The sequence below is a fragment of the Neisseria sp. HMSC31F04 genome (assembly GCF_001807735.1).
In the GTDB taxonomy this organism is placed as follows: Bacteria; Pseudomonadota; Gammaproteobacteria; order Burkholderiales; family Neisseriaceae; genus Neisseria; species Neisseria elongata.
Map to the genome: position 1 here is coordinate 1 of NZ_KV790763.1, position 25012 is coordinate 25012.

Consider the following 25012-nt stretch of genomic DNA (forward strand, 5'->3'; position numbering starts at 1 on the left):
ACGTGCGGTTTGCTACGTTCAAATTTTTCCTTTGCCATGGCAAATTTCCTATCTCAAATTACTAAATAAACGGGTATTTGGTGCCCATGGGCAGATTTGAACTGCCGGCCTCTCCCTTACCAAGGGAGTGCTCTACCCCTGAGCTACATGGGCCAAGATTATTGGAGCGGGTGAAGGGAATCGAACCCTCACCGTAAGCTTGGAAGGCTTCTGCTCTACCATTGAGCTACACCCGCAGACTTACTGCATCAATGCCCCAACACATTGGAATTTGGTGGTGGGAGAAGGATTCGAACCTTCGAAGCTTTCGCAACAGATTTACAGTCTGCCCCCTTTGACCGCTCGGGAATCCCACCAAAGAGATTGAGCATCTTACTCAAACCTCAAAACCTTGTCAAACAAAATACGGTCAAAAAGATGAATTTTAACACAACCGATTGTTTTAAAATTTTATTTTTCTTCTACAATGCGGATGTATTTTGCATACAACTCATCATGTGTTTCAGGATGTTCTTCATCAATCAATATGCAATCGACAGGGCATACCTGTTGGCATTGCGGCTCATCATAATGACCAACACATTGTGTGCACAAATTGGGGTTGATTTCGTAGATTTCCTCACCTTGGGAAATTGCGTCGTTTGGACATTCCGGTTCACAGACATCACAATTGATGCAGTCGTCCGTAATAAAGAGAGCCATAATTCAAAGTCCTTATCAGATGCGGTATGGTTAAAATTATCGGGCGCGGATTATAGCACAACTTCTCTAGACGATTGTTTTCTTTATATTTATGAATAGTTATCATTTTTTAAACGCTTACCTTCCGAAGCAATACGAAACGGCTTAAGCCGGATCGTCCTTCCCGGTAGTGTTCCAGCCAATCCGGATATTCGGGCAAAAAACCTGCTTCGATATAGACAAAAGCGTTTTCTTTGAGGCATTCCCTCAGCAGAGGGAACAAATCCTGCCACTGCGTCCAGTTGAACGGAGGATCAAGAAACACGACATCAAAAGGTTTATTCGTCGCCTGTAAAAAAACGGCAGCTGATTGCTGATGCAACGTTATTTTTTCTTGCCATCCAAATTGGCGGATATGTTTTTGCAAATTCTGAAACGTATTTCTATTTATTTCCACCATAGCTACTTCGGCAGCATTGCGCGAAGCGGCCTCAAAACCTAACGCACCGCTGCCGGCAAACAAATCCAATACTTTTAGCCCGGTTAAGTCCTGCCCCAACCAATTAAACAGCCGTTCACGAACGCTATCGGGAGTCGGACGCAATCGGTCTGCTGAAGAGAAAGTCAGCTTGCGGCCTCTGCATTGCCCGCCGATGATACGTACTTGATTGTTATATTTGGGATGTTTGTGACCTGCCATGATTTTTTTACAGATACCAAATTTCAGACGGCTTATTATATAGCGAAACCTCTTTCCAACTTCAGCCTTGTTTGCCTTCATACAACAATGCCGTCTGAAAAGTTTCAGACGGCCTTTTATTTTACTTTTGCATAGCAGCAGCCAGCTGTCTCAACAACTCGATTTCCTTATCCTTCTGCAACAACATTTCCCGACAATGTTTCAACTCCTGCTTCAACAATTCAACTTTCATGGCCATATCGCTCGAAGCATAAATAGCAAACTCCCCATTATTGCTATCCACATCATTAATCTGCAAAACCATCCCATTACTGCCAGACTTCAACAAATCCCACATATCGACTTCGAAGATGGCTGCCAGCTGCTCCAATCTCGGAATGCTCAACTGCGTCTCACCCCGTTCGATCTTTGCGTATCCGCCGGCAGACATCGCCAGCTTTTCCGCCATATCTTCCTGCGACCATTTATTCAATTCTCGCATCAGGCGAATTTTTTCATAGGTTTCCATAGACTAAACTTTCTGTATAGATAGTTGAATTATTAGGATAGATTTTATACTTTAGTTTGCTGGAGAGGAAATTTTATTCTGAATACAATCCCCAAGTTTTATCAAATATCGAAAATTTTACTATATTTTAATAAATTTTAAAGAGAGTAAATTAAATATGGCTATTCCAATTTTACTTTGGGGTGCAGCTGCTGCCCTTGCCGCAACAGGCGTTGTTAAAGGAGCAGGAGCAATCAGCGATATTAACAAAGCCAAGGAAATAGGCGAACGGGCAGAACGCCGTTACAAGAAAAGGCAGGAGGAATTAGATGAAACCAAAGACGAAACCAACAATGGCTTTGAAGAGTTGGGACGGTTAAAGGTAGAGATTTTTAAAAATCAAATCAACCATATCATACAAATATTACACAGCACTAACAATAAACATGCCAAAAGCGAACTTTCCGGCTTTAACAGTACATTTGACGTTGCAGAACTGAAAGAAATGGAAACAATGGTGCAAACATCATTGGAACTAAGCACTAATTTCGGCAGCAGCGCCATTACTGGGGCATTGGCCGGTTTTGGAGCATATGGTGCAGTTCCTTTGATTGCAACCGCTTCCACAGGTACCGCCATCTCTACTCTGTCCGGTGCTGCCGCCACCAATGCAACCCTTGCCTGGCTTGGCGGAGGTGCATTATCCGCAGGCGGTTTCGGAATGGCAGGCGGAATGGTTGCTTTGGGCGGTATCGTTGCAGGCCCAGCTTTGGCAGTCGGCGGATTTATGCTGGCCAGCAAAGCGGAAGAAGCTCTGACGGAAGCACGAAAATATGAAGCCCAAATCGATGAAGCCGTTGCCGAAATGGATTTGATCGCCGAAGGGCTCAAAGGGCTGCAAGATAATGCAAAAGAAATAAAATATACTTTGCTTAAAATGGTAGAGCATTTTGAGCAGGTTTGTGTAAACAGCAGCGATGATCCTAATTTCCACGCCATGCTGGTCATCGGCAAAGCCATCAAAAACCTGATGAATACGCCCATTATGGAGGATGACGGTTCGCCTGTCCCCAATATCCGTCATCAATGCGAAGGTTATTTGAATATCGAACTTGGGGCAGAAGCATGAGTAAAATCCAAATTCTCGACAAAGTTGTTCCGATGAAAGTCCCCGCAGCTATTCCTTTGGAAGCGGCAACAGGCTCGTTTACCCGCATTTTGGAAGCACACAACGAATACAAAAAGATCGCAGCCCAAGAGAAAACCAAACGTGAGGCAATCGGTGCATGGAAAGATGTCCGTTTGAAGGAGTTGAAGAACCAGCAGGAAATTTTACGGCTGTATTTGGAAAATACGTTTCGGGAACGCCGCGAGATGATTGACGGTCTATTCGATGCACTAGACAAAGGGATTGAGGCCGGCAATATCAATGTTATTGATACGGCAATAAACGGCATTGTGAATATTGCCAAGGATTCTCCGCTGCAACAGGTCGATAAGCTGATTTTGTCGCTGAAAAACGATGATGTGAAGGTGATTGAGTTTTGACTTCCGAACCCTTTCCTTGTTCCGCCTGCGGTTTGTGTTGTCAAAGGGTCAGTCTAAGCGAACAAACCGCATGGCTGGATCGCGGAGACGGTATATGTCGGCATTTTGATGAAAATACAATGTTGTGTTCTATCTATGCAATTCGCCCTTTGGTTTGCCGTGTGGAGGATTATTACCGCGCCCATTTATCCGAACAAATATCTTGGAAGGACTTTATACGGATTAATGTGGAGGTTTGCAGGAAGCTTCAATCGAATAAGTAGGGCTTTTCTGTTTATGGGAAGGCCGTCTGAAAATTTTTCAGACGGCCTTTGGTCTTTTAAACCAACCTTCACTCTTTCGGTGCAGGCGGTTCAATCTGTTCTTTCCAGCCGCATTCTTTTTGCGGGCAGACTTTTTCCACGCCCCAGCGTTTGGTGGTTTTGATGGTTAAGACCGGCCAATGGCAGTTCGGGCATTCTTCGGCGACGGGCGGGTTCCAGGTGGCGTAGTTGCAGTCGGGGTAGGTGCTGCAACTGTAAAACAGTTTGCCGTAGCGGGATTTGCGCTCGACGAGGTTGCCTTTTTTGCATTGCGGGCATTGGACGCCGGTATCTTTCGGTTTTTCCAGCGGCTCGACGTGTTTGCATTTGGGGTAGTTGGCGCAGCCGATGAATTTGCTGCCGGTGCGGCTGTATTTGTACACCAGCCGTCCGCCGCATTTGGGGCATTCGCGCCCGTCGAGTTCGGCTTGCTCGGCTTCGGCTTTGGCGATGCGCTCGGCGGCTTCTTCGGCGGTTTCGTTGACGTTGCGGGTGTAGCTGCACTCTGGATAACCGGCGCAGGCGACGAAGCGGCCCATTTTGCCGAACTTGATTTGCAGTTTGTGTTCGCCGCATTTCGGGCAGGTTTCGTCAAGTTCCTGCGTGGTAAATTTGGCTCGTTCGATGCCTTCTTTTTCTTCCACTTGTTTGATGAACGGTTTCCAGAATTTGTCCATCACGGGAATCCAGCGGCGTTTGCCGTCGGCGATTTCGTCGAGCTGGTCTTCAAGTTTGGCGGTGAAGTGGTAGTCGACGTATTGGGCGAAGTGTTCGGTCAGGAATTTGTTGACGATGTCGCCTGTGTCGGTGGGCATGAAGCGTTTTTGCTCAAGGGTAACGTATTCGCGGTCTTTGAGCGTGGAGATGATGCTGGCGTAGGTCGAGGGGCGACCGATGCCGTATTCTTCGAGTGCTTTAACCAGCGTGGCTTCGTTGTAGCGCGGCGGCGGGGTGGTGAAGTGTTGCTCGCCATAGAGTTTGTCCACAGGCAATTTGTCGCCTTCGCTCATTTCGGGCAGTTTTTTGCTGTCTTCGCCTTCTTCATCGTCGCTGCTTTCTTCGTAAACGCTGAGGAAGCCTGCGAAGGTTTGCACTTGTCCGGTTACGCGGAATACGCCTTTGCCGACGGTAATATCGACGGTGGTTTGGTCGAATTTGGCGGGCGTCATCTGACAGGCGACGGTGCGCTGCCAAATCATTTGATAGAGTTTGAACTGGTCTGCGCTCAGGAAGGGTTTGACGCTTTCGGGCGTGCGGTACACGGAAGTCGGACGGATGGCTTCGTGCGCTTCTTGGGCGTTTTTGGATTTGGTTTTGTATTGTTTGGCGGCACTCGGCAGATATTCTTTGCCGATTTTGTTTTCGATGTAATGCCGGATTTCGGTTAACGCTTCATCGGCCAAATTCACGCTGTCGGTACGCATATAGGTAATCAGGCCGATGGCGCCCTGCCCTACGTCTATACCTTCGTAAAGCTGCTGGGCGGTACGCATGGTGCGGTCGGTGGTGAAGCCGAGTTTGCGCACGGCATCCTGCTGCATGGTGGATGTGGTGAACGGCGCGGCGGGATTGCGGCTGCGCTTTTTCTTTTCGATGGCGGTAACGACAGCCTCTTTGCCTTCGAGTTCTTTCAACACGTCGGCTTGCGCGGCTTCGTTCGGCAGGTCGAATTGTTCGAGTTTCGCACCATTGTATTGGGCGAGTTTGGCGGTAAACTTGCTGCGGCCTTTGTGGCTGTCGAGATGTACCGTCCAATATTCCTGCGCTTCAAACACGCGGATTTCATTTTCACGTTCACAAATCAGACGCAGGGCGGGACTTTGCACACGGCCTGCGCTCAAACCGCGTCGGATTTTTTTCCACAACAATGGCGAGAGGTTGAAACCGACCAGATAGTCCAAAGCGCGGCGGGCTTGTTGCGCATCGACCAAGTCCATTTCGATTTCGCGCGGGTTGGCGACGGCGTCGAGGACGGCGTTTTTGGTGATTTCGTGGAACACGACACGCTGCGGCTTGATGTTTTTCAGGCCGCGTTTGGATTTGAGGATTTCATAAAGATGCCAGGAAATCGCTTCGCCTTCCCTATCCGGGTCGGTTGCGAGGTAGATGTTTTCGGCTTCTTTGGCTCCGGCGACAATCGCATCGACGTGTTTGGCGTTGCGTTTGATCAGGTCATATTTCATGGCGAAGTCGTGTTCGGGATCGACGGCACCGTTTTTGGGGACGAGGTCGCGGACGTGGCCGTAGGAGGCCAGAATTTCGAAATCGCCGCCAAGGTATTTTTTCAGGGTTTTGGCTTTGGACGGTGATTCGACGATTAAGAGGTTTTTCGCCATGGTTTGTTCTCTTTTAATGTATTGGATTTTATGTTTCAGACGGCCTCTGCCATATCGAGAGGCCGTCTGAAAGCTATCGAATGTGTTTGGATTTCGTGTTGCGCCGTAGCGCGGCGGCCGTTTTCAGACGGCCTCAATGCATGGTGGCTTCGCCGTGCAGCGCAGCCATCAGGTCGTCGCCCACCAATACGGGCAGTTCGGATTTCTGCGCCCACAACACCAGCAGGCTCATCACTTTGGCCATATCGACGGTGATGTCTTCGGCAGGCATGAACATCAGGGCGTTGATGACGAACTCGCGTTGTCCGGCATCCAGCGCGCCGGCCTGTTCGAGGTAGTGCAGCAGGCCGCGCACTTCCATCGGCAGCCTGTCGCTTTCCTCCGTCCAATAAACGCGCATGGCGGTGCCGCTTTGTTCGGCAACTTCCCATTGCGATGCTTCGTTCAATACGTCGATCAGCATCAGCAGTTTGTGTATGTCGGCCTCGTCGAAGCCCACTTCTTCCAAAACGTGCCCCAAATCGCCGCCCGAAGGGCAGGAGTCGAAGTCTTGGAAGTGTTCGATTAAGAAGGCTATCAATTCCACCATTTTTTATTCCTTGTCCGGCCGCGTTTTCAGACGGCCTGTTTATCCGATGCGTTGGTAACGCCCGCCCGGCATGGCGGCAACGAGTCCGCCCAGTTCCAATTCCAACAGGGCGGCGTAAATGTCGGCCGCGTTTTTGTTCAGCTGTTCGGCCAAAGTGTCGGGATGTATGGGGCCGTAGCCCATTTTCTCAAGCAGGGCGGCGGCATCGTTTGAGGCCGTCGCCGGGGGAAGCGGGGGCTCAGACGGCCTGTATTCTTTGTTTTCAACGACTTCTTTCTGCCTGCCGTCCATTTCTGCCGCAGGGCTGACGGAAATTTTCCGCCGTACGGGCGTTTCCTTATATATAGAATATGATGAAGCGGCACTTTCTGGCAACAGTTGCGGGCATTCCTGCAGGATGTCTTCCAGCGATTCGGTCAGTTTCGCGCCTTCTTTAATCAGCTTGTGGCAGCCTTTGCTGTGCGGGTTGTCTATCGAGCCGGGTACGGCCAGCACCTCGCGCCCCATTTCGCCCGCCAGCCGCGCGGTAATCAACGAACCCGATTCCAAGGCGGCTTCCACCACCAGCACGGCCTGCGAAAGTGCGGCTATCAGGCGGTTGCGGCGCGGGAAGTTGCCCGCCAGCGGGCGGGTGCCGAGCGGGAATTCGGATACGATCGCGCCTTTTTCGCCGAGTTCGTAGGCCAGATCGCGGTTGGACGACGGGTAGATGCGGTCTATACCCGTCCCCCAAAAGGCCACGGTGCCACCGCCGGCTGCCAATGCGCCGCGATGGGCGGCCGCATCGATGCCGGCGGCCATGCCCGAAACGACGGGAATCCCGCGCTCGGACAGGCTGCGACCGAAGTCGTGGGCGATACGCAGTGCCTGCGGGGTGGCGTGGCGGCTGCCGACTATGGCCACGGACGGGCGGTGCAGCAGTCTGATGTTGCCTCGGACGAACAGCATCGGCGGCGGGGTGATGCCTTCGGACAGCATGGCGGGGAAGTCTTCGTCGCACAACAGCAGCAGGCGGCAGTTTTCCTGTTCCGACCATTTTTCGGCGGCTTCGGCGGCCTGTTCGGCTTCTCCGCGCCGGTTTGCCCATGCTTCCTGCGCGGCTTTGCGCACCAGTACCTGCCGTACGGCTGCGGCATCCGCCTGCCACGCGGCGGTGGCCGTGCCGAAATGGCGGATAAGCTGCAGGAAGGTTTCCGCGCCGATGTGCGGCATCAGTGCCAGCCGCAGCCAGTAATGGCGTTCTTGTTCGTTAGTCATGCCGTTTTCCCGATTTGCATCATAATTGCTGCGGTTATGGCATATTTCGTTGGCGTTGGCAACGGGAAGGCCGTCTGAAAAACGGCTTTTGCCCTTTTCAGACGGCCTCCTTTACCTGTTTGCTCAGGCTTCGCCTTCGTGTTCGCTCAAAAAGCCGCCGCTTTGGCGCGACCACAGTTTGGCATACAGTCCGTTTTGCGCCAGAAGTTCGGCATGAGTGCCTTGTTCGACGATGTGGCCTTTGTCCAAAACGATGAGTCTGTCCATGGCGGCGATGGTGGACAGGCGGTGGGCGATGGCAATCACGGTTTTGCCGTCCATCATTTTGTCGAGGCTTTCCTGAATCGCGGCTTCCACTTCGGAATCCAGCGCGCTGGTGGCTTCATCGAGCAACAGAATCGGCGCGTCTTTCAGCATGACGCGGGCGATGGCGATGCGCTGGCGTTGGCCGCCGGAGAGTTTCACACCGCGTTCGCCGACATGCGCGTCGTAGCCGCGCCGCCCTTTGGCATCGGAAAGGTTGGGGATGAAGTCGGCGGCTTCGGCGCGTTCGGCGGCCTGCATCATTTCTTCGTCCGTCGCATTCGGGCGGCCGTAGACGATGTTGTCGCGCACGGAGCGGTGCAGCAGGCTGGTATCCTGCGTTACCAATCCGATTTGGGCGCGCAGGCTTTCCTGGGTAACGTCGCCGACGTTTTGGCCGTCGATGGAAATCGTACCGTTTTGCGGTTCGTAAAAGCGCAGGAGCAGATTGACGATGGTGGACTTGCCCGCACCGCTGCGGCCGATTAGGCCGACTTTTTCGCCCGGGCGGATGGTCAGGTTGAAATCCTGCAGCAGCGGTTTGCCCGCTTCGTAGGAAAAATCCACTTTGTCGAATTTGATTTCGCCGCGTACCACTTTCAGCGGCGGCGCGTTCGGTTTGTCCAAGATGGTTTGCGGTTTGGACAGGGTGGCCATGCCGTCGCTGACGGTACCGATGTTTTCAAACAACCGTGCCGATTCCCACATGATGTATTGCGACAGGCCGTTCACGCGCAACGCCATGGCCGTGGCGGTGGCCACCGCGCCCACGCCGACCTGCCCCTGATGCCACAGCCAGATGCCCAGCGCGGCGGTGCTCAGCGTGAGCGACGTGTTCACCAGAAAACTGCAGGTGTGCAGCATGGTGGCCAGACGCATCTGGGCATGAACGGTTACCATGAATTCTTCCATCGACTGCTTGGCATAAGCCGCTTCGCGCGCGCCGTGGGAGAAAAGTTTGACGGTGGTGATGTTGGAATAGGCATCGGTGATGCGACCGGTCATCAGCGAGCGGGCATCGGCCTGCGCGGCGGCGGTTCTGCCCAATTTGGGAATCAGGAAGCGCATCACCAAGGCAAAGCCGATTATCCAGCCGATAAACGGCAGCAGCAGCCAGCTGTCGAGCGTCGCCAGTATCACGCCCGACGTGATGAAGTACACCAGCACATAAGTTACCATGTCGGCCAGGGTCATCACCACGTCGCGCAGCGAGAGCGCGGTCTGCATCACCTTGGCCGATACGCGGCCGGCAAATTCGTCCTGATAAAAACCCAGGCTCTGCCCCAGCATCAGGCGGTGGAAATTCCAGCGCAGGCGCATGGGGAACACGCCTTGCAGGGTTTGCAGGCGCACGTTGGACGCGATGAATATCCAGCAGATGGATAACAGCATCATCAAGGCCATGCCCGCCAGTGCCCAACCTTTTTCGGCAAACAGCGTTTCGGGCGTATATCTGCCCAGCCAGTCCACCACTTTGCCCATAAACTGAAACAGCAGGGCTTCCATAATGCCGATGCCCGCCGTCATCACCGCCAGCACGGCAATCCATTTGCGCACGCCGTCCATGCCCGACCAAACAAACGGCAGCAGCCCTTTTTTCGGCGACAGCGGCACGGCCTCGGGATACGCCTCGACCCGGCTTTCAAACCAGTTGAAAATCTTGTTAATCATTTTATTGTGCTTCGATAAGTTTTCAGACGGCCGATAGCAAGACAAAGGCCGTCTGAAAGCATTTGTTGGAAAAGGCGGATTTTACGGGAAAAGGCACGGCGGAAAAAGCGCGATATGGGAAAAGCGGCGTTTCCGATCGGGAAAGGCCGTCTGAACAGTTTTCAGACGGCCTGCCGCAGCAAGGGCCGCTTAAGCAGCCCTATCCGTCCTGCTTTACCGCCCAACCCATCAACCGGATACGGCCGCTTTGGGAAAATCTTGAATAACTCCACGATAGACCGCCTGCTTCGGCTTGGTGAGAGGCGACGGAAATCAGCCGTAAAGAACAAAAAGGCCGTCTGAAAACGGAGAACCCCGCTTTCAGACGGCCTTTCCATCATTCAACCCTACCTTATTCGGGACGCATCTGCGGGAATAAAATCACGTCGCGGATGGTTTGCGAATCGGTCAGCAGCATTACCAAGCGGTCGATGCCGATGCCGCAACCGCCTGTCGGCGGCAGACCAAATTCCATCGCGCGGATGTAGTCGGCATCGTAGTGCATGGCTTCGTCGTCGCCCGCATCTTTTTGCGCCACTTGCGATTTGAAGCGTTCGGCTTGGTCTTCGGGGTCGTTCAACTCGGAATAGCCGTTTGCCAACTCGCGGCCGACAACGAACAATTCGAAACGTTCGGTCAGGCCTTGTTTCGTATCCGAAGCGCGTGCCAACGGGGAAACTTCGACCGGGTAATCGACGATGAAGGTCGGGTTCCACAATTTGCCCTCGGCGCAACCTTCAAACAAGGCGAGTTGCAGGCTGCCGATGCCGGGAGACGGCGGCAGGCTTTCGCCGTGTTTGACGATTTCTTTTTTCAGCCACTCCGCATCGTTCAACTGCTCGTCGGTGTAGTGCGGATTGTATTTTTTGATGGCTTCGAGAATGGTCAGGCGCTCGAACGGGCTTTCCAAATCGACTTCTTTACCGTTGTAGCTGATTTTCGCCGTGCCGTTTACCGTGCGCGATGCGTTGCGGATGATGTCTTCCGCCATCTGCATCATGCGTTCGTAGTCGGAGAAGGCTTCGTAGAATTCAATCATGGTGAATTCGGGGTTGTGGCGCACGGACATGCCTTCGTTGCGGAAGCTGCGGTTGATTTCAAACACGCGCTCCAAACCGCCGACCACCAAGCGTTTCAGATACAGTTCGGGGGCGATGCGCAGGTAGAGCGGGATATCCAAGGCATTGTGGTGGGTAACGAATGGTTTTGCTGTTGCACCGCCGGGAATCGGGTGCATCATTGGGGTTTCAACTTCCAAATAATGCTCGCTCACCATGAAATTACGCACGGATTGGATGATTTGGCTGCGTTTGATAAACGTATTACGCGACTCTTCGTTGGCAATCAAATCGACGTAGCGTTGGCGGTATTTGGTTTCCTGATCGCTCAAACCTTTGTGTTTGTCGGGCAGAGGGCGCAGGGATTTTGACAGCAGGCGGATGTCGGACACGCGCACGGTCAATTCGCCGTGGTTGGTTTTGAACAAAGTACCTTCCGCGCCGACGATGTCGCCCAAGTCCCAATGGTTGAAATCGTCCAAAACTTCCTGACTCACGCCTTTGTTGTTCAGATAAAGCTGGATTTGACCGGTTACGTCTTGAATGGTGGCGAAGCTCGCCTTGCCCATTTGGCGTTTGAGCATCATGCGGCCGGCAATTTTGACGGGAACAGCTTGCGGGTCGAGTTCTTCTTTGCCGATTTCGCCGTATTGGGCATGCAAATCAGCAGCAAAGCTGTCGCGCTTGAAGTCGTTGGGATAGGCAATGCGCTGTTGGCGGATGTTGTGCAGTTTTTCACGGCGCAGGGCGATGATTTGGTTTTCGTCCAACTGCGGCTCGGTTTGCGGATTGTTTTGTTCGCTCATTTGGTTTACCTGATAAAAAACAGGCAGTTGAAGCTGCCCGATAGGAATGGTGTAAACGGCGGATTCTACGCTGTTTCGGCTGTTTGTGAAAGCAAAGGCCGTCTGAAAAGGCAGGATATGCTTTCAGACGGCCTTTTGCGGTGCGGCAGTCGGGTTTTCAGCGTATATCTGCCCAGGTCAGCCCGAAGCGTTGCAGGTATTTGCGCAGGCGGTCGCTGTCGTTGGCGGTGGCGCGTTCCAGCCGCGATACGTTAAACAAGACGCGGCCGGCGGCGGCCATGTTGGGGTGGCGGCGGCATTCGGCGATGACGTGTTGCAGTTGGATGCGGTCGAACAGGTCGAGGGTTTCGGCATCGATTTTGGCGGGGAGGCCGTCTGAAAAAGGGTTTTCCGCATCGTCCGCATCTGTTTCGTCCGCCCACAGCCATTTCAGACGGCCGATTTCGGCTTCAACCAATTCCGTCTGTATCCTGCCCTGCGGGGCAAGCGTGGCCAGGCGCATGATGCTGGCGGCAAGGTCGCGGAAATTGCCGCGCCATCGGGCTTCGCTTGAATGGGCGAAGGCAAGGTAGGCAGACAGGGCTTCTTTATTGAAACGGGTGGCGCGGCCGAGTTCCTGCGAGGCGAGTGCGAGCTGGTGTTCGATGTTCGGTTCGATGTCTTCGCGGCGGTCGGCGAGCGCGGGCAGCGGGTAATTCCAAATATTGATGCGGGCGAACAGGTCTTCGCGGAAGCGTCCGGCGCGGATTTCCCGCCGCAGGTCGCGGTTGGTACCGGCGATAAGCTGGAAGCTGCTGTGCACTTCCTTGTCGCTGCCGACGGGATAAAAATGTTTTTCTTCAATGGCTTTGAGCAACATGGCCTGCTCGTCCAAGCCCAATTCGCCGATTTCGTCCAAAAACAGCACGCCGCCGTTGGCGGTTTTCAGGTAGCCTTCGCGCTTTTCCGCCGCACCGGTAAACGCGCCTTTTTTGTGACCGAACAAGGCGGAAGCCGCACCGTCGCCGCGCAAGGTGGCGCAGTTCACATCGACAAACTCGCCTTTAATCAGGTGGCGCGCTTTTTTCAATTCGAAAATCCTGCGTGCCAACATCGATTTGCCCGCGCCGGTAGGGCCGGAGAGCAAAATCGGCGACGGGGAATGCAGCGCAACTTGTTCGATTTCGGCAATCATGCGGTTGAAGGCGGCGTTTTGGGTGGAGATGCCGCTTTTCAGGTAGCGCACCGCGTCATCACGCACGGCGGCGAGGCGTTCGGCCAGCACGTCGTAACGCGCCAAGTCCAAATCGATGATTTCATAGCGGCCGACATCGCCGGCCGCCATGCTGCGTTTTTGATTTTTCGGCGGCGCAGTCTGCAACAGCACACCGGGGATTTGGCGCGATTCCACCAATAAAAACAGGCAGATTTGTGCGACGTGCGTACCCGTGGTGATGTGGGTGAGATAAGTTTCTTCTTCAGTATCAAATGTATAGCCCGCCGCCCAGTCGTGCAGCTTGGTATAGACTTCGGAAAAATCCCACGGGTTTTCCAGCTCCATAGGCACAAGATTGACAGCGGTGTGCGGCGATACCTGCTGAATATCGGCTTTTACATGATCCGCCAGTTCGCGGTATTTCTCCGCATAAAACAGCTCCATGCGGTCAAGATGAAAATCCTGACGCTGATTCATGGCAACATTCGGCCGCCACTTCTGCCAACGCCCTTGACCGAAACCGCTGTCCAATACCGTACCGAGAAAGCTCACGGCGACTTGTTTTTTGGGTGCAGTATTCATTTTCAGACGACCTCTAAACGATTCTTTCCAAAACAAACGCTCCGTAATCGTCGCCTAAAGGCAGCTCGAAATCAGTATGTAAGATTTGGCGCTCCGCCTGTGCGGTTTCGCCGGTTTGCGGGTTGAAACCCTCTTTCAAGCTCGTCTGAAAATACACGCCGAAGCCGCGTTTCTGCCATGCGGGCAATTCATTGAAATTGATATTGTGTTCAAACAGCAAATCGTGTTTTTGCGCGCGTGTCAGCCCGCTGACCGCTTCTGTGGCTCGGGATACACTTTCGCCTTTCTTGCGCAGCATCCAATAACAGTGGGCGTTGAGCACATTGCGGTGCGCATCTTCATGCCGCCAGCGGAAGTAATCGACCACCAGTTTCTCATTCGGCAAAACGCAAACTCTGGCATCAAAAGCGGCGGGCTGCCCGTGTGCCACCGAAAAGGCGGCGCTGGCTTCGCCCGCCAATACCGAAATGATTTTGCGCGTTTTGCGTTTGAACGTATCGTCGTCGCGGCGCAGCAGCAGCGAAATCTCATCGCTTTCCGAATAGCCGTACGCCACATTGAAACCGCACTGCATCAAATGACGGACGGTGTGCGCCATCAAATCGCGGAAACGGATGTCAAAGGGCGCTTCAAATTGCCAAATTTCCTTGGTCAGCCGCGTAAAACCGCGCCCGTCCAAGCGCACTACAATGAAATTTTCCTGCGGCACGCAGAAATCATAAGCGGTTTCGTATTGCCGCAGACGTTTGTCCAAATCGCCGAATCGCATCGCGCTTCCTCAGTATATCTTATCTTCTATGTTAGTATCTTAAAATCTATTTTCCGGCATTCTACGCCTTCCGCAGCAAAAGGCTACCTGAAAATATCTTCTTTTTATTTTCAGCATATTATAAACAATTTTCTCTATTTTTCCCACGTTTGGCACGGCTATTGCAATATGGTTTTCAGGCACCGGCAAATGCCGGAGGAATTACAGCTTACTGATGCTCGAGGTCGCGGGTTCGAATCCCGCCTCTGCCGCCAACGATGGCAGAGTAGCTCAGAGGATAGAGCGCGTAACAATTTCTCCACCTCTAGTTGCCAAAGTGCCCCTACGGGCGGATGCCGGCAGGATTACATTTTGGAATAGCAGGTTCAACTCCTGCAAACGCCTAACAAGCGTTTTACATCCTGCCAATCTAGCCGCCCACCTTTTTTCGCGGCATGGAAAAACAAATGCCTTGGAAACTACATTGGTCGCAGGTTCAAGTCCTGCCCCGCTTTCGGCGGGTAGCTCAGTTGGTTAGAGCGATGAGGCGTTTCCAAAAAACTCGTTGTTTGCCGTGCCGCCCCTTAATAAATATTTTCAGACGGCCTGAAGGAGACATAGCCATGACCGAATCATTCCATATCGCTTATCAACTGCACGATGCAGGCTGGGCAAGCGTTACCGTGAAATATGGTGAAGAAAGCCATCAACAGGCTGTTTCCTATCTGCATGATTCGCTGAAAGATTTATGCAATTTAGCACTCGCCCTACAAAGCGGTAGCAGCATTACTGAGGCGAAAGTTCTGTTTTTAGACGAACCCGGTGAACTGGTCTTGCTGGTATCTGCCGCCGAACAAAACAACGAAGCCGAAGTGAAGCTGATTTATTCGGACGACTGTTTTTTCAATTTCAATCGCAGCCCACAACAAGCCTTATGGCACGGCAAAGTAGATCGGTATGAATTGGCGGAAAACATCCGTCTGATTTTAGAAGATATTTATCTGAATATCGGCGAAAAAGAATATTTGGAACGATGGATAGAACATCCGTTTCCGAAACAAGGCTACCTGAAACTTCGCCACCTTTAAAGAATAAATATGAACACTTGGCTAATCGTCGGCGTCATCGTTTTTTCGACCATGATTTATCTGTCCTTCCAAAACAGCCGCAGTCGCAAACGCGAGCAGGCTTGGCAGGAACAGACTTTTCCCGAAGCGGAATGCAGTTTGATAAAGGAAGGCAGCCGTTACGACATCGCACTTTCAGACGGCCGCGCCTTCGGCCAAGCCGAAATCCTCGGCACGGCGCAGGGCAAAGAAGCGGAGTTTCTGTTCGGCTATGGAAGCATGCTTGTTTTGAAGCTTTCAGACGGCCGCAAGGCCTATGTGCGGCAGTCCTGCGTCCGCTGCATGATTGAAAGCGAAAGGCCGTCTGAAAGCGCAGCTTCAACGAAGTTAAAACGAAGTTCCTGAAGGAGGCTGAGTTTCTGCGAAGCTAAAACGGAGCTTCCAAAAGAAGCGAAGCCTATGCGAAGCCAAAACCAATATATGCAAGTTTTACGGGCGGATGTCGGCAGGATTACATTGGATAAACAATCGTCGTACTAATAATACGAAGCAGGAATCCTGCCACAGCCTAGCCGCCCACCCTTTTTCCGGTACGGCAGACAGATGCCTTGGGAAACTACAGTTAATCCGTGTGTCGCAGGTTCGAATCCTGCCCCGCCCCAAGCGGGTAGCTCAGTCGGTAGAGCATCGGCCGTTTCCCGAAAAACCTAGCTGCCCGCCGTACCCCCTTTTTACGGCAGCAGGCGGATGCCTGAAGAGATTACATTAACCTTCCACGTTAAAAAAACCGTATCTCTTCAAATACTAGCCGCCGCGCTGCCACCCATTCAAGGTCGTCTGAAACGCAGTTTCCGAAAAAAGCGGAGTTTCTAAGCACTCAGACCACCCAAAACCAACAACAAAAAAGGAAATGAAAATGGCTAACACCACCTTGTTCCAATCACTTAAAACCCGTTTGACCGCTGCCGACACCCGCAACGAAGCAGGCGGCATCGCCTACACGCTGACACCCAAACAACAGCTCGCCCAGCTTGCCGCCACCGGCTGCCTGAACAGCACTTACTACGCCGATGCGCAAGACCAGCTTGAGCAAGTATTGGAATTGGCAGAAAACTTGGATGCCGAGTTTATCGCCAAAACCGCCGTATACGCGCGTCAAAAAGGTTTTATGAAAGATATGCCTGCGCTGTTGCTTGCCGTATTGGCGCAGAAAGATGTGAACATGCTTGCCCGCGCATTCGACCAAGTAGCGGACAACGGTAAAATGTTGCGCAACTTCGCGCAAATCATCCGCAGCGGCGCAGTCGGCAGAAAGTCCTTCGGCAACCGTCCGAAAAAACTGATGCAGACTTGGCTTTTGACCGCCACCGAAAAACAACTGTTGAACGCAGCCGTCGGCAACGCCCCGTCGCTGGCGGACGTAGTCAAAATGGTGCATCCCAAACCGCGTGAAGCATGGCGCGCCGCATGGTTTGCGTGGCTCATCGGCAAACCTTACGACCGCGAAGCATTGCCGCCCATCACCCGCGCTTTTGAAGACTACAAACAAAGCCGCCAAGGCGCATTGCCCGACGTTCCCTTCCAAATGCTCACTGCCTTGGAATTGAACAGCGGCGACTGGGCGCAAATCGCCCGCAACGGCTCATGGCAGCAGGTTCGTCAAAACCTGAACACTTTCCTGCGCCACGATGTGTTTGCCAAAAGCAAAAACATCAAAATGGTGGCAGAAAAACTGCGCGACAAAACCGCCATCCGCCGCGCCCGTGTCCTGCCTTACCAATTGCTGACCGCGTATCAGGCGACATCCGAACAGATGCCGTTTGAAATCCGCGAAGCGCTGCAAGACGCAATGGAAACCGCCGTACAAAACGTACCGGCAATCCGAGGTAAAGTCGTGGTTTGCCCGGACGTCTCCGGCTCCATGCACAGCCCGGCTACCGGCTATCGCGGCAGCGCAACCACCAAAACCCGCTGCATCGACATCGCCGCGCTCATATCCGCCGCCATGTTGCGCACCAACCCGAAAGCCCGCGTAATACCGTTTGAACAAATCACGGTAAACATGCAGCTCAACCCGCGCGACAGCATCATGACCAACGCCGAAAAACTCGCCAATATAGGCGGCGGCGGAACGGCATGTAGCGCACCGCTCGCCCTGTTGAACCGCGAAAAAGCCGATGTGGACTTGGTCGTCATCGTGTCTGACAACGAAAGCTGGGCAGACCTCGGACAATATTGGGGCGGCAAAACCGGCCTGATAAAAGAATGGGACATTCTGAAACAACGCTGCCCCGAAGCCAAACTCGTCTGCTTGGACATCCAGCCCTACACCACCGCGCAAGCGCAAAGCCGCCGCGACATCTTGAACATCGGCGGCTTCTCCGACCAAGTGTTCACGCTGATCGGCTCGTTTGCCGAGCAAGGTATGGGCGCGGATTTCTGGGTGGAAGAGATTGAAAAAACCGAGCTGGCGGCGGTGAACTGAAGCTAAAGGCCGTCTGAAAATAGGGTAGAAATATTTTTCAGACGGCCATGTCTCTTCAATTTAAAAACTATGGTTGTAATGCTGGATCGTTATCCAAGGTTTCGTAAGGAACAACCCCTTCCCAATTAAATATTTTTATGGAATCAACCTTATCCTCCGAAAAGAAACGGTATGGCAGTTTCAGTTTTTTTTCATCGATACCAAGCCATTCTGAAAAAGCATAAATAAAATCAAATCCGCTTCTCCTTGCTTTTAAGTGTACCTGTTGCATGTCATCACTTGAGATTCTAATAAATGGAACATGATAAGCTTGCTTATCTTTCGTAGAGTTCAATAAACTAACATGGTCGGTATTCTTATCTATATGAGCCAAACCATGATCAGATAAATACATTATCGAATAACTACCGTAGGATTTTATTTCTGCTTCAATATGTTGCAACAATTGATCAGTTTGTTTTAGTGTCTCCAGATAACACGACATCTTTTCACTTTTAAACCTTTCTGACACAGGCTGTATCAAGCGCTTACAAAAATCTGGATGAGAACCATTTATATGCAATACAAACAATGAATTTTGTGTATTTTTCATCTGTTTTAACTGCTCTGCCAATCCATCCAATAATATAAAGTCACTGATACTATTTTTCCCATCTCTAGATGAATTAGGATCATAGAAATGTGAATAATCTGCCTGAATACCTACTCGGGCTGCTGCGGTATCTGCATCATCAGAGGTTGGCTGGGTGGATAGCCAGTAGGTTTTAAATCCTGCCGCTTTAGCAAGCGAAATAATATTATTGGGGTAACTTACTATATCATCTTGGGTAAGATGAAGCATACGAGTTAAAGACGTTTGAGTATTAGGAGCAGGAGCTATAAACTCATCTAGAGCTAATCCATTAGATTTTCGTAAATAAGGAGTTGTATCAATTGGGAAACCATATAAAGACGTATAATCCGCCCTCATACTTTCACCAATAACTAATACATAATTTTGATATTTTGGGCGAGAACTTATAATTTCCCAAACTGGTTTATCTGAAAGAATTTGCTTCGATTGAATTCTCTCATCATAATATTGATCTAATGCCTGTAATATTCTGAAATAAAAATTAATATTCCCAACCTCTGTGTTAACTAACTTAAATGGTTGATGTCTTTTTAATGTATTCGTTGTTGGTTTGTGTAAAGTAAATAGTAAAAAAACACTGAAAAAAACAATTACAATATATTTATGTTTCGGAAAACTATTGTTTTTAGTTATTCTCCTACCTGTATAAATTACACTGAACCCGCTTATAAAAACTAGCAAACTTGTAATCCATGCTTTCCATGTAATCAAATTGATAAATTCAGTAGATTCATGGAGATTGGTTTCAAACAAAGATGCGATTAAACCGATATTGATACGGCCATATAAATAAGCAATTGGAGCAAATAAAACACATACGATTAGATTTATTAAAAACAGAATGCTAAATAGTTTTTTATTTAATAGGAATAGACCATACCAGAAAAAGAACATCGCAAGTGTGTAGGCACTTACTAAATATCCTAATCCAAAGTTTGATACTAAAGAAAATACTATTATTGATAGCGGCAGGCTATATTTCTGAAAAAAAACCTTCATCTTAAATCCTGAACTTAGTAAATAACTAGGACGTTATTATATCCAAACCAGCATAACTTTACACACAAAAACAAAAAACTTACAGTTCAGATAGCTTTTCTACTAAACGCCGTCTGAAAATCCAAATAAGGAAACCAAACACCATGCAAAAATTCATCTTAATCCGCGGCCATCAAGGTTCGGGAAAATCGACTTTCGCCGAACAAAAAGCGGCCGAGTTTAAAGCGCAGTACCGTGATGCCGAAATCGTCCGCATCGAAAACGATTTACTCATGACCGATGAAAACGGCGTGTACCGTTGGTCGGGCGAGGCGGTGGATAAGGCGCAGAAACGCGGTAATGCCTTGATGACCGAAACTTTGAAACTCGGACGCCAAAATCCGAACCGCAATATTTTGATCATCCATTCCAACACCAACCAAAAAGCTTCGCGTTGCCGCCACTTGTTGGATTTGGCGAAAAAAAGCGGTTTTGAAACAGAAATCTACCGTATGCACAATTTCTATCCCAACCTGCACGGCGTGAAAGAGCATGATGTGTTGGCGGCGTATATCAAGCTGAACCAAAACCGCGTGGCAAACGAAATACACGTCGATGCCGTACAACCCGCCAGCGCGGAACAACTGGAAAAAATCAAGCAAATGCAGGCTTTCGAGCAGCAACCCCTGCCGTTTGACGAAGCGCGGCAAACCTTCGTCACCGAAAATTATCTGCAACATGGCAGCCGCAACTTTACCGCCAAAGCGTCCAAGCGTTATCCCGAATTGCGCGTGTTGAAATACGCCCGCAGCGTGTTCTACGACAACCGCTTCGACGATGCCCTGCTGGAAATGCGCGGCTTGATTATCGACGCGCACAACCGCATCATCGTGCGCCCGTTTAAAAAAGTGTTCAATTATTCGGAACGTATTGCCAAAGGCAGCCGTTATCCGATCCGAATCGGCGACGAGCGATTGGTGGATGCGGTGGTAAAAGTAAACGGCTTCCTCGGCTGCTGCACTTTCGTCTCGCTTTCAGACGGCCACCCGTCCCACGGCGCGGCGTTTGACGGGAAAGTGCTGTATTCGACTACCGGTTCGCTTGATAGCGCGTTTGCAGACATGACCGTCGCACACTGCGCGCAATACGAAACCCTGTTCCGCGCTTATCCGAACCACACTTTTTTGTTTGAAATCACAGACGCAAAAGACGTGCACATCATCCGCGAAGAATTGGGCGAAACCCTAATCGGCTGCATCGATGTGGCGACAGGTCGTCAGTTTAGCGAGGCCGAATTGGACGAAATCGGCAAACAATACGGCATCCGCCGCCCTGAAACGCTGAAAAACATCACCTTTGGCGAGCTGAAAGGCCGTCTAAAAAACGTGGAACACGAAGGCTTTATGGTGTTTGATGCGCAAAACGGTGAAATGCTGTTCAAACTCAAATCGCCGTATTACTTGATTTCCAAGTTTCTGGGACGAAGCAACGAAGGCAATATCGGACGCAAGCTCGACAAACGCCACGTCGATGAAGAGTTTTACCCCTTAATCGACCACATCCACAAGCATCGCGAGGCGTTCAACGCCATGCCGGAATTGGATAAGATTGCGTTTATTCAAGCATTCTTGCGGCAACTGTAAGGCCGTCTGAAAAACGCCAAACGCTTGTGATAAGATGACGGCGGCGGATGCTTTGTGTCATCCTCCCCTCATTATTGCAAAAGGAAAAATGATGAAAAAAACCAATCTTGTCAAAAAATTGATACTTGCCGCCGTAATGTTCCCGTTGGCGGCACAGGCGGCGCAAGCTGCGGAGATGGCATCCTTCGGCGAACCGCCCAAAGACTTCAAAATCGGCTATCAAACCGAGCAAAACGGCATGGTAATGGTCGAGCTCGTACCGCAAAAGCAGACAGTCGACAACTGGACAAAAATGATTACCCTGCAATCCATGGCAGGCGCAAAACCGGGCGTGGCCGCATTCGGCAACAATCTGTCCGCCTTATGGAAAAATACCTGCCCGGGAGGCAGCTTTGACACTGTACAGGAAGGTAAAGAAAACGGTTATCCCTTCGCATTATGGATGATGGCTTGCGAAAACAACCCGAGCAGCAACAAACCCGAATTGACTTGGGTGAAGGCAGTACAAGGCAACGACGGCCTGTATGTGAAACAATACTCCTTCCGCTATGCGCCAAACGATGCTGAAATTATCAATGCCATGGGGCATCTGCGCAATTTAATTGTCTGCGACAATAGTGCGAAGCATCCTTGTGGCAAAAACGGCAAATAAGCGTTTAAATATTTTCAGACGGCCTTGGCAGTAAAATGCAACAAGGCCGTCGGTTTAAAATAACAAAAAAACAAACACTCACGCGCCGCACTCGAATGCCTCGATTTCGCCAACCTTGGGCGCATAACCGCTGCTTGTGTCGTGGCGCAAATCCAACCAAATATCCACCAACGCCCAAGCGGCAGGCGCGGCAATCACGTTCTGCCCCATGCACAACACCTGCGCGTCGTAGTTTTCCACCGAACCGCGTACGGTGAGCAAATCGTGCGCCGTCGCCGCCCGTATGCCGCGTACCTTATTGGCGGCAATCGCCGTACCCACGCCCGTACCGCAAATCAGGATGGCACGGTCGGCACGCCCCGCCGCCACTTCCTGCGCCGCTGCAAACGAAAGCTGCGGATACGTTCCTTCGGGCGAAGACAAATCAACCAAGCTGCCGACACGCGGATCGTTTTGCAAATGCGCTTTGAGCGCATCTTTTAATATCGCGCCGTTGGCCGGCGCGGCAATAACCAAACGCATACATACTCCTTAACCACATAATAAACATAACCAGCATACTCCCGCTGGCAATACGGTTCAAGCCATACTACCGCACCATAAACCGCATCGAAAAATCACAGGAAACGCAACATGAGCAAAATCTTTTTCACATCCGACCTACATTTTTCGCACAAAAACATCGCCAAATTCTGCCCGCAGTTCCGCCTGTTCGACAACATCGCCGACATGGACGAATACCTGATCGAAACATGGAACAACACAGTTTCCCCCGACGACGAAGTATACAACTTGGGCGATTTGTCTTTCGCCCACGACATCAAAAAAATCGCCGCCGTCCTATCTCGCCTCAACGGCAAACACCACCTGATTTACGGCAACCACGACGACATCATCCGCCGTCACAACAAATACCTGTTTGAAACCGTCAAACACGACGGCCATCCGCTGCTGTCATCCGCCCGAACCTACCGAAAACTGAAATTGGACGAAATAGACAACACGCTGATTTTATTCCACTACCCGATCAACGAATGGGACGGCTGCCACAGAGGCTGGTATCACCTATACGGCCATTTGCATGACCGCTTGGCAGAAATCCCCGGCCGCGCCTTAAACGTCGGCTTCGACCTGCACGGCCGCTTCCTTACCCCGCAAGACATCGACAGCTTCCTCAGCCCGCTACCGAAAATCTCATATTTCGGGGAAAACCCGACCGTTCCGTCCCAAATAGAAACGGCCAAGGATTTCGTGGCGCATCGGCTGCAGGCAATCAACAATTTGTAAAGCACGAAACCGCAGCGGAATAACCGGAATTTGCGAATTTATATATTTTCGAACACGAATACCCAGCCTCCGCCCAATAACAAAAAGGCCGTCTGAAATATATTTTTCAGACGGCCTTTCATCAAAAAACACCCTCAAACGCCGAACAACCGCCACCAAACAGCCCCGCCCGTTTTATTCCGCTATATAATCCGTCCTTTTTCCCGCCGTCTAAAACCGCCCCATGTCCGCCAAAATCCAAGTCCGTCCCGTCAATCCCCAAACCTGCCAAACCCTGATTGCCGCCGGTGCCGACCCGCTGATCGCCCGTTTGTGCGCCGCCCGCGATGTGGCCGGGCCGGACGAGTTGCTGGACAAACTTTCCGCCCTGCTGCCTTATACGCTGCTGAAAAACTGCGAAACCGCAGCCGTCCGTTTGGCCGACGCAATCGAAAAACAGGAAAACATCCTGATTGTTGCCGACTACGACGCCGACGGCGCAACTGCCTGCGCGGTGAGCATCAAAGGCTTGCAGGCCATGGGTGCGCGGGTGGATTTTATGGTGCCGAACCGCTTTGAAAACGGCTACGGGCTGACACCCGAAATCGCCGAAGCGGCGGCGGCGGCCGGCGCGCGCCTGCTGCTGACGGTGGACAACGGCATCGCCAGCATGGCGGGCGTGGCGCGGGCTGCGGCGTTGGGCTTGGAAGTCATCGTTACCGACCACCACCTGCCCGCCGAAGAAACGCCCGACTGCATCATCGTCAATCCCAACCAGCAAGGCTGCGGTTTTCCGAGCAAAAACCTGGCGGGCGTGGGCGTGATTTTTTACGTCCTCACCGCCTTGCGCGCCGAAATGCGCCGACGCGGCCGTTTTTCAGACGGCCTCACCGAGCCGAACCTTGCCGACCTGCTGGATTTGGTGGCTTTAGGCACAGTGGCCGACGTGGTGCCGCTCGACCACAACAACCGAATTTTAGTGTCGCAGGGACTGAAACGGATGAGGGCGGGCAAGATGCGCCCGGGCATCCGCGCCCTGTTTGACGCGGCACGGCGCGACTGGCGCAAGGCGCAGCCTTTCGACATGGGTTTTGCACTGGGCCCGCGCATCAATGCCGCCGGACGGCTGGACGACATGTCCGTCGGCATCGCCTGCCTTTTGGCCGACAACGACGCGGCGGCACAAACGCTGGCGGCACAGTTGAACGACCTCAACATCGAACGGCGCGAAATCGAACAATCCATGCTCAACGACGCGCTGGCGGGCTTCCCCGAAACACTGCCGTTCGGGCAGACCACGCTGACGGTTTACCGCGACGACTTCCACCAAGGCGTAGTCGGCATCGTGGCAGGCCGTCTGAAAGACCGTTTCCACCGCCCAACCATCGTCTTCGCCCCGGCGGACAACGGCGAAGTGCGCGGTTCGGGACGCTCCATCCCCAAGCTGCACCTGCGCGACGCGCTGGATTTGGTAGCCAAACGCCATCCCGACCTGATTTTGAAATTCGGCGGACACGCGATGGCAGCCGGCCTGACCATACACGGAAACGACGTCGCCCGCTTTCAGACGGCCTTCGAAGAAACCGTGCGCGGCCTGCTGGATGAAGACGACCTGACCCAAACCTACCTTACCGACGGCAGCCTTCCCGCCGGCGACATCACGTTGGAACGCGCGCAACACCTGTCCGCACACGTCTGGGGGCAGGGATTCGCCCCGCCGAGCTTTACCGACGAATTCAGCGTCGTCCGCCAACAAAGCATGGGCGCGGAAGGCAAACACAAAAAAGCCCTGCTGAAAAAAGACGGCTACGAATTTGAAGCCATGTTCTGGCGGTGCGGCGAAAACATCCCCGAACGCATCCGCACCGTCTACCGCCCCGTGGCCAACGAATGGCGCGACAACATCGAACTGCAACTCTATATCGATTATTGGGAAGCGGCCTGATTCCGGCATAAAGGCCGTCTGAAAATCTCAAACCGCGCCA

Annotated in this window: 23 protein-coding genes and 3 tRNA genes; 11 read left to right on the top strand and 15 right to left on the bottom strand. The window is 52.0% G+C overall.

Annotation, left to right across the window (positions count from 1 at the left end):
- Window positions 1-78: 78 nt before the first annotated feature.
- The 6 genes from HMPREF3107_RS01435 to HMPREF3107_RS01460 all read right to left on the bottom strand — a co-directional run bounded on the left by HMPREF3107_RS01435 (window position 79) and on the right by HMPREF3107_RS01460 (window position 1889).
- Window positions 79-153: transfer RNA gene (locus HMPREF3107_RS01435), tRNA-Thr, on the bottom strand.
- Between the two features lie 9 nt (window positions 154-162).
- Window positions 163-236: transfer RNA gene (locus HMPREF3107_RS01440), tRNA-Gly, on the bottom strand.
- Window positions 237-272: 36 nt separating this feature from the next.
- Window positions 273-356, bottom strand: a tRNA-Tyr gene (locus tag HMPREF3107_RS01445).
- A 94-nt stretch (window positions 357-450) separates the two neighbouring features.
- Window positions 451-702 (bottom strand): YfhL family 4Fe-4S dicluster ferredoxin, encoded by a 252-nt coding sequence (locus tag HMPREF3107_RS11235; protein ID WP_049249225.1) that lies wholly within the window; start codon window positions 700-702, stop codon window positions 451-453.
- A 109-nt stretch (window positions 703-811) separates the two neighbouring features.
- The gene (gene rsmD / locus HMPREF3107_RS01455) at window positions 812-1381 is read right to left on the bottom strand and encodes a 16S rRNA (guanine(966)-N(2))-methyltransferase RsmD (RefSeq protein ID WP_070452592.1); all 570 of its coding nucleotides are present in this window, start codon (window positions 1379-1381) and stop codon (window positions 812-814) included.
- 121 nt (window positions 1382-1502) lie between these two features.
- Window positions 1503-1889 carry a helix-turn-helix domain-containing protein gene (locus HMPREF3107_RS01460; RefSeq protein WP_070452521.1) on the bottom strand — a complete coding sequence of 129 codons (387 nt, stop codon included), beginning with the start codon at window positions 1887-1889 and terminating at the stop codon, window positions 1503-1505.
- A 157-nt stretch (window positions 1890-2046) separates the two neighbouring features.
- Between HMPREF3107_RS01460 and HMPREF3107_RS01465 the strand changes: the two genes are divergently transcribed.
- From HMPREF3107_RS01465 to HMPREF3107_RS11240, 3 genes are read left to right on the top strand one after another with little or no spacing between them, the layout of a single operon-like run.
- Complete coding sequence (locus HMPREF3107_RS01465) at window positions 2047-2997, top strand: hypothetical protein (protein WP_070452524.1); 951 nt, start codon at window positions 2047-2049, stop codon at window positions 2995-2997.
- A complete protein-coding gene (locus HMPREF3107_RS01470; protein WP_070452527.1) occupies window positions 2994-3416 on the top strand; it encodes a hypothetical protein in 423 nt (140 codons plus the stop codon). The genes HMPREF3107_RS01465 and HMPREF3107_RS01470 overlap by 4 nt, the downstream gene beginning before the upstream one ends.
- Window positions 3413-3679 (top strand): YkgJ family cysteine cluster protein, encoded by a 267-nt coding sequence (locus tag HMPREF3107_RS11240; protein ID WP_083284580.1) that lies wholly within the window; start codon window positions 3413-3415, stop codon window positions 3677-3679. The genes HMPREF3107_RS01470 and HMPREF3107_RS11240 overlap by 4 nt, the downstream gene beginning before the upstream one ends.
- A gap of 68 nt (window positions 3680-3747) precedes the next feature.
- Here HMPREF3107_RS11240 and topA read toward each other — a convergent pair whose 3' ends face one another.
- The 4 genes from topA to HMPREF3107_RS01490 form a co-directional block, all read right to left on the bottom strand.
- On the bottom strand, window positions 3748-6054 hold the full coding sequence (gene topA / locus HMPREF3107_RS01475) for a type I DNA topoisomerase (protein WP_070452530.1): 2307 nt from the start codon (window positions 6052-6054) through the stop codon (window positions 3748-3750).
- 133 nt (window positions 6055-6187) lie between these two features.
- The gene (locus tag HMPREF3107_RS01480) at window positions 6188-6643 is read right to left on the bottom strand and encodes a DUF494 family protein (protein ID WP_003775243.1); all 456 of its coding nucleotides are present in this window, start codon (window positions 6641-6643) and stop codon (window positions 6188-6190) included.
- Between the two features lie 39 nt (window positions 6644-6682).
- A complete protein-coding gene (gene dprA, locus HMPREF3107_RS01485; RefSeq protein WP_070452533.1) occupies window positions 6683-7900 on the bottom strand; it encodes a DNA-processing protein DprA in 1218 nt (405 codons plus the stop codon).
- A gap of 123 nt (window positions 7901-8023) precedes the next feature.
- Complete coding sequence (locus HMPREF3107_RS01490) at window positions 8024-9874, bottom strand: ABC transporter ATP-binding protein (RefSeq protein ID WP_070452536.1); 1851 nt, start codon at window positions 9872-9874, stop codon at window positions 8024-8026.
- Window positions 9875-9939: 65 nt separating this feature from the next.
- Here HMPREF3107_RS01490 and HMPREF3107_RS01495 point away from each other — a divergent pair, with 65 nt between their 5' ends.
- Window positions 9940-10140: a hypothetical protein gene (locus HMPREF3107_RS01495; protein WP_141742801.1), complete on the top strand. Its 201-nt coding sequence runs from the start codon at window positions 9940-9942 to the stop codon at window positions 10138-10140.
- Between the two features lie 125 nt (window positions 10141-10265).
- Here HMPREF3107_RS01495 and lysS read toward each other — a convergent pair whose 3' ends face one another.
- From lysS to HMPREF3107_RS01510, 3 genes are all read right to left on the bottom strand, one after another.
- Window positions 10266-11777 carry a lysine--tRNA ligase gene (gene lysS, locus HMPREF3107_RS01500; protein WP_070452542.1) on the bottom strand — a complete coding sequence of 504 codons (1512 nt, stop codon included), beginning with the start codon at window positions 11775-11777 and terminating at the stop codon, window positions 10266-10268.
- Between the two features lie 157 nt (window positions 11778-11934).
- Window positions 11935-13554 (bottom strand): RNA repair transcriptional activator RtcR, encoded by a 1620-nt coding sequence (gene rtcR, locus HMPREF3107_RS01505; protein WP_070452544.1) that lies wholly within the window; start codon window positions 13552-13554, stop codon window positions 11935-11937.
- A gap of 13 nt (window positions 13555-13567) precedes the next feature.
- Complete coding sequence (locus tag HMPREF3107_RS01510) at window positions 13568-14323, bottom strand: tRNA(His) guanylyltransferase Thg1 family protein (RefSeq protein ID WP_070452547.1); 756 nt, start codon at window positions 14321-14323, stop codon at window positions 13568-13570.
- Window positions 14324-14925: 602 nt separating this feature from the next.
- On the opposite strand from HMPREF3107_RS01510, the gene HMPREF3107_RS01515 reads away from it, so the two are divergent.
- From HMPREF3107_RS01515 to HMPREF3107_RS01525, 3 genes are all read left to right on the top strand, one after another.
- Window positions 14926-15390, top strand: coding sequence for a hypothetical protein (locus tag HMPREF3107_RS01515; protein ID WP_070452550.1), 465 nt, complete (start codon window positions 14926-14928; stop codon window positions 15388-15390).
- Between the two features lie 9 nt (window positions 15391-15399).
- The gene (locus HMPREF3107_RS01520; protein WP_070452553.1) at window positions 15400-15774 is read left to right on the top strand and encodes a hypothetical protein; all 375 of its coding nucleotides are present in this window, start codon (window positions 15400-15402) and stop codon (window positions 15772-15774) included.
- A 505-nt stretch (window positions 15775-16279) separates the two neighbouring features.
- Window positions 16280-17854, top strand: coding sequence for a TROVE domain-containing protein (locus tag HMPREF3107_RS01525; RefSeq protein ID WP_070452556.1), 1575 nt, complete (start codon window positions 16280-16282; stop codon window positions 17852-17854).
- A 67-nt stretch (window positions 17855-17921) separates the two neighbouring features.
- Here the strand turns inward: HMPREF3107_RS01525 and HMPREF3107_RS01530 are convergent, their stop codons facing one another.
- Window positions 17922-19487 carry a phosphoethanolamine transferase gene (locus HMPREF3107_RS01530; protein WP_070452559.1) on the bottom strand — a complete coding sequence of 522 codons (1566 nt, stop codon included), beginning with the start codon at window positions 19485-19487 and terminating at the stop codon, window positions 17922-17924.
- 143 nt (window positions 19488-19630) lie between these two features.
- Between HMPREF3107_RS01530 and HMPREF3107_RS01535 the strand changes: the two genes are divergently transcribed.
- Both HMPREF3107_RS01535 and HMPREF3107_RS01540 read left to right on the top strand, forming a co-directional pair.
- Window positions 19631-21109, top strand: a complete 1479-nt coding sequence (locus HMPREF3107_RS01535; RefSeq protein ID WP_070452561.1) for an AAA family ATPase — start codon at window positions 19631-19633, stop codon at window positions 21107-21109.
- A gap of 91 nt (window positions 21110-21200) precedes the next feature.
- The gene (locus HMPREF3107_RS01540; protein WP_246828560.1) at window positions 21201-21761 is read left to right on the top strand and encodes a hypothetical protein; all 561 of its coding nucleotides are present in this window, start codon (window positions 21201-21203) and stop codon (window positions 21759-21761) included.
- A 78-nt stretch (window positions 21762-21839) separates the two neighbouring features.
- On the opposite strand, the gene HMPREF3107_RS01545 is transcribed toward HMPREF3107_RS01540, so the two are convergent.
- Window positions 21840-22283: an RpiB/LacA/LacB family sugar-phosphate isomerase gene (locus HMPREF3107_RS01545; protein ID WP_070452567.1), complete on the bottom strand. Its 444-nt coding sequence runs from the start codon at window positions 22281-22283 to the stop codon at window positions 21840-21842.
- Between the two features lie 111 nt (window positions 22284-22394).
- Between HMPREF3107_RS01545 and HMPREF3107_RS01550 the strand changes: the two genes are divergently transcribed.
- Together HMPREF3107_RS01550 and recJ are read left to right on the top strand one after the other, a co-directional pair.
- A complete protein-coding gene (locus HMPREF3107_RS01550; RefSeq protein WP_070452571.1) occupies window positions 22395-23048 on the top strand; it encodes a phosphoesterase in 654 nt (217 codons plus the stop codon).
- A 223-nt stretch (window positions 23049-23271) separates the two neighbouring features.
- The gene (gene recJ / locus HMPREF3107_RS01555; RefSeq protein WP_070452574.1) at window positions 23272-24972 is read left to right on the top strand and encodes a single-stranded-DNA-specific exonuclease RecJ; all 1701 of its coding nucleotides are present in this window, start codon (window positions 23272-23274) and stop codon (window positions 24970-24972) included.
- The last annotated feature ends 40 nt before the right edge of the window (window positions 24973-25012 follow it).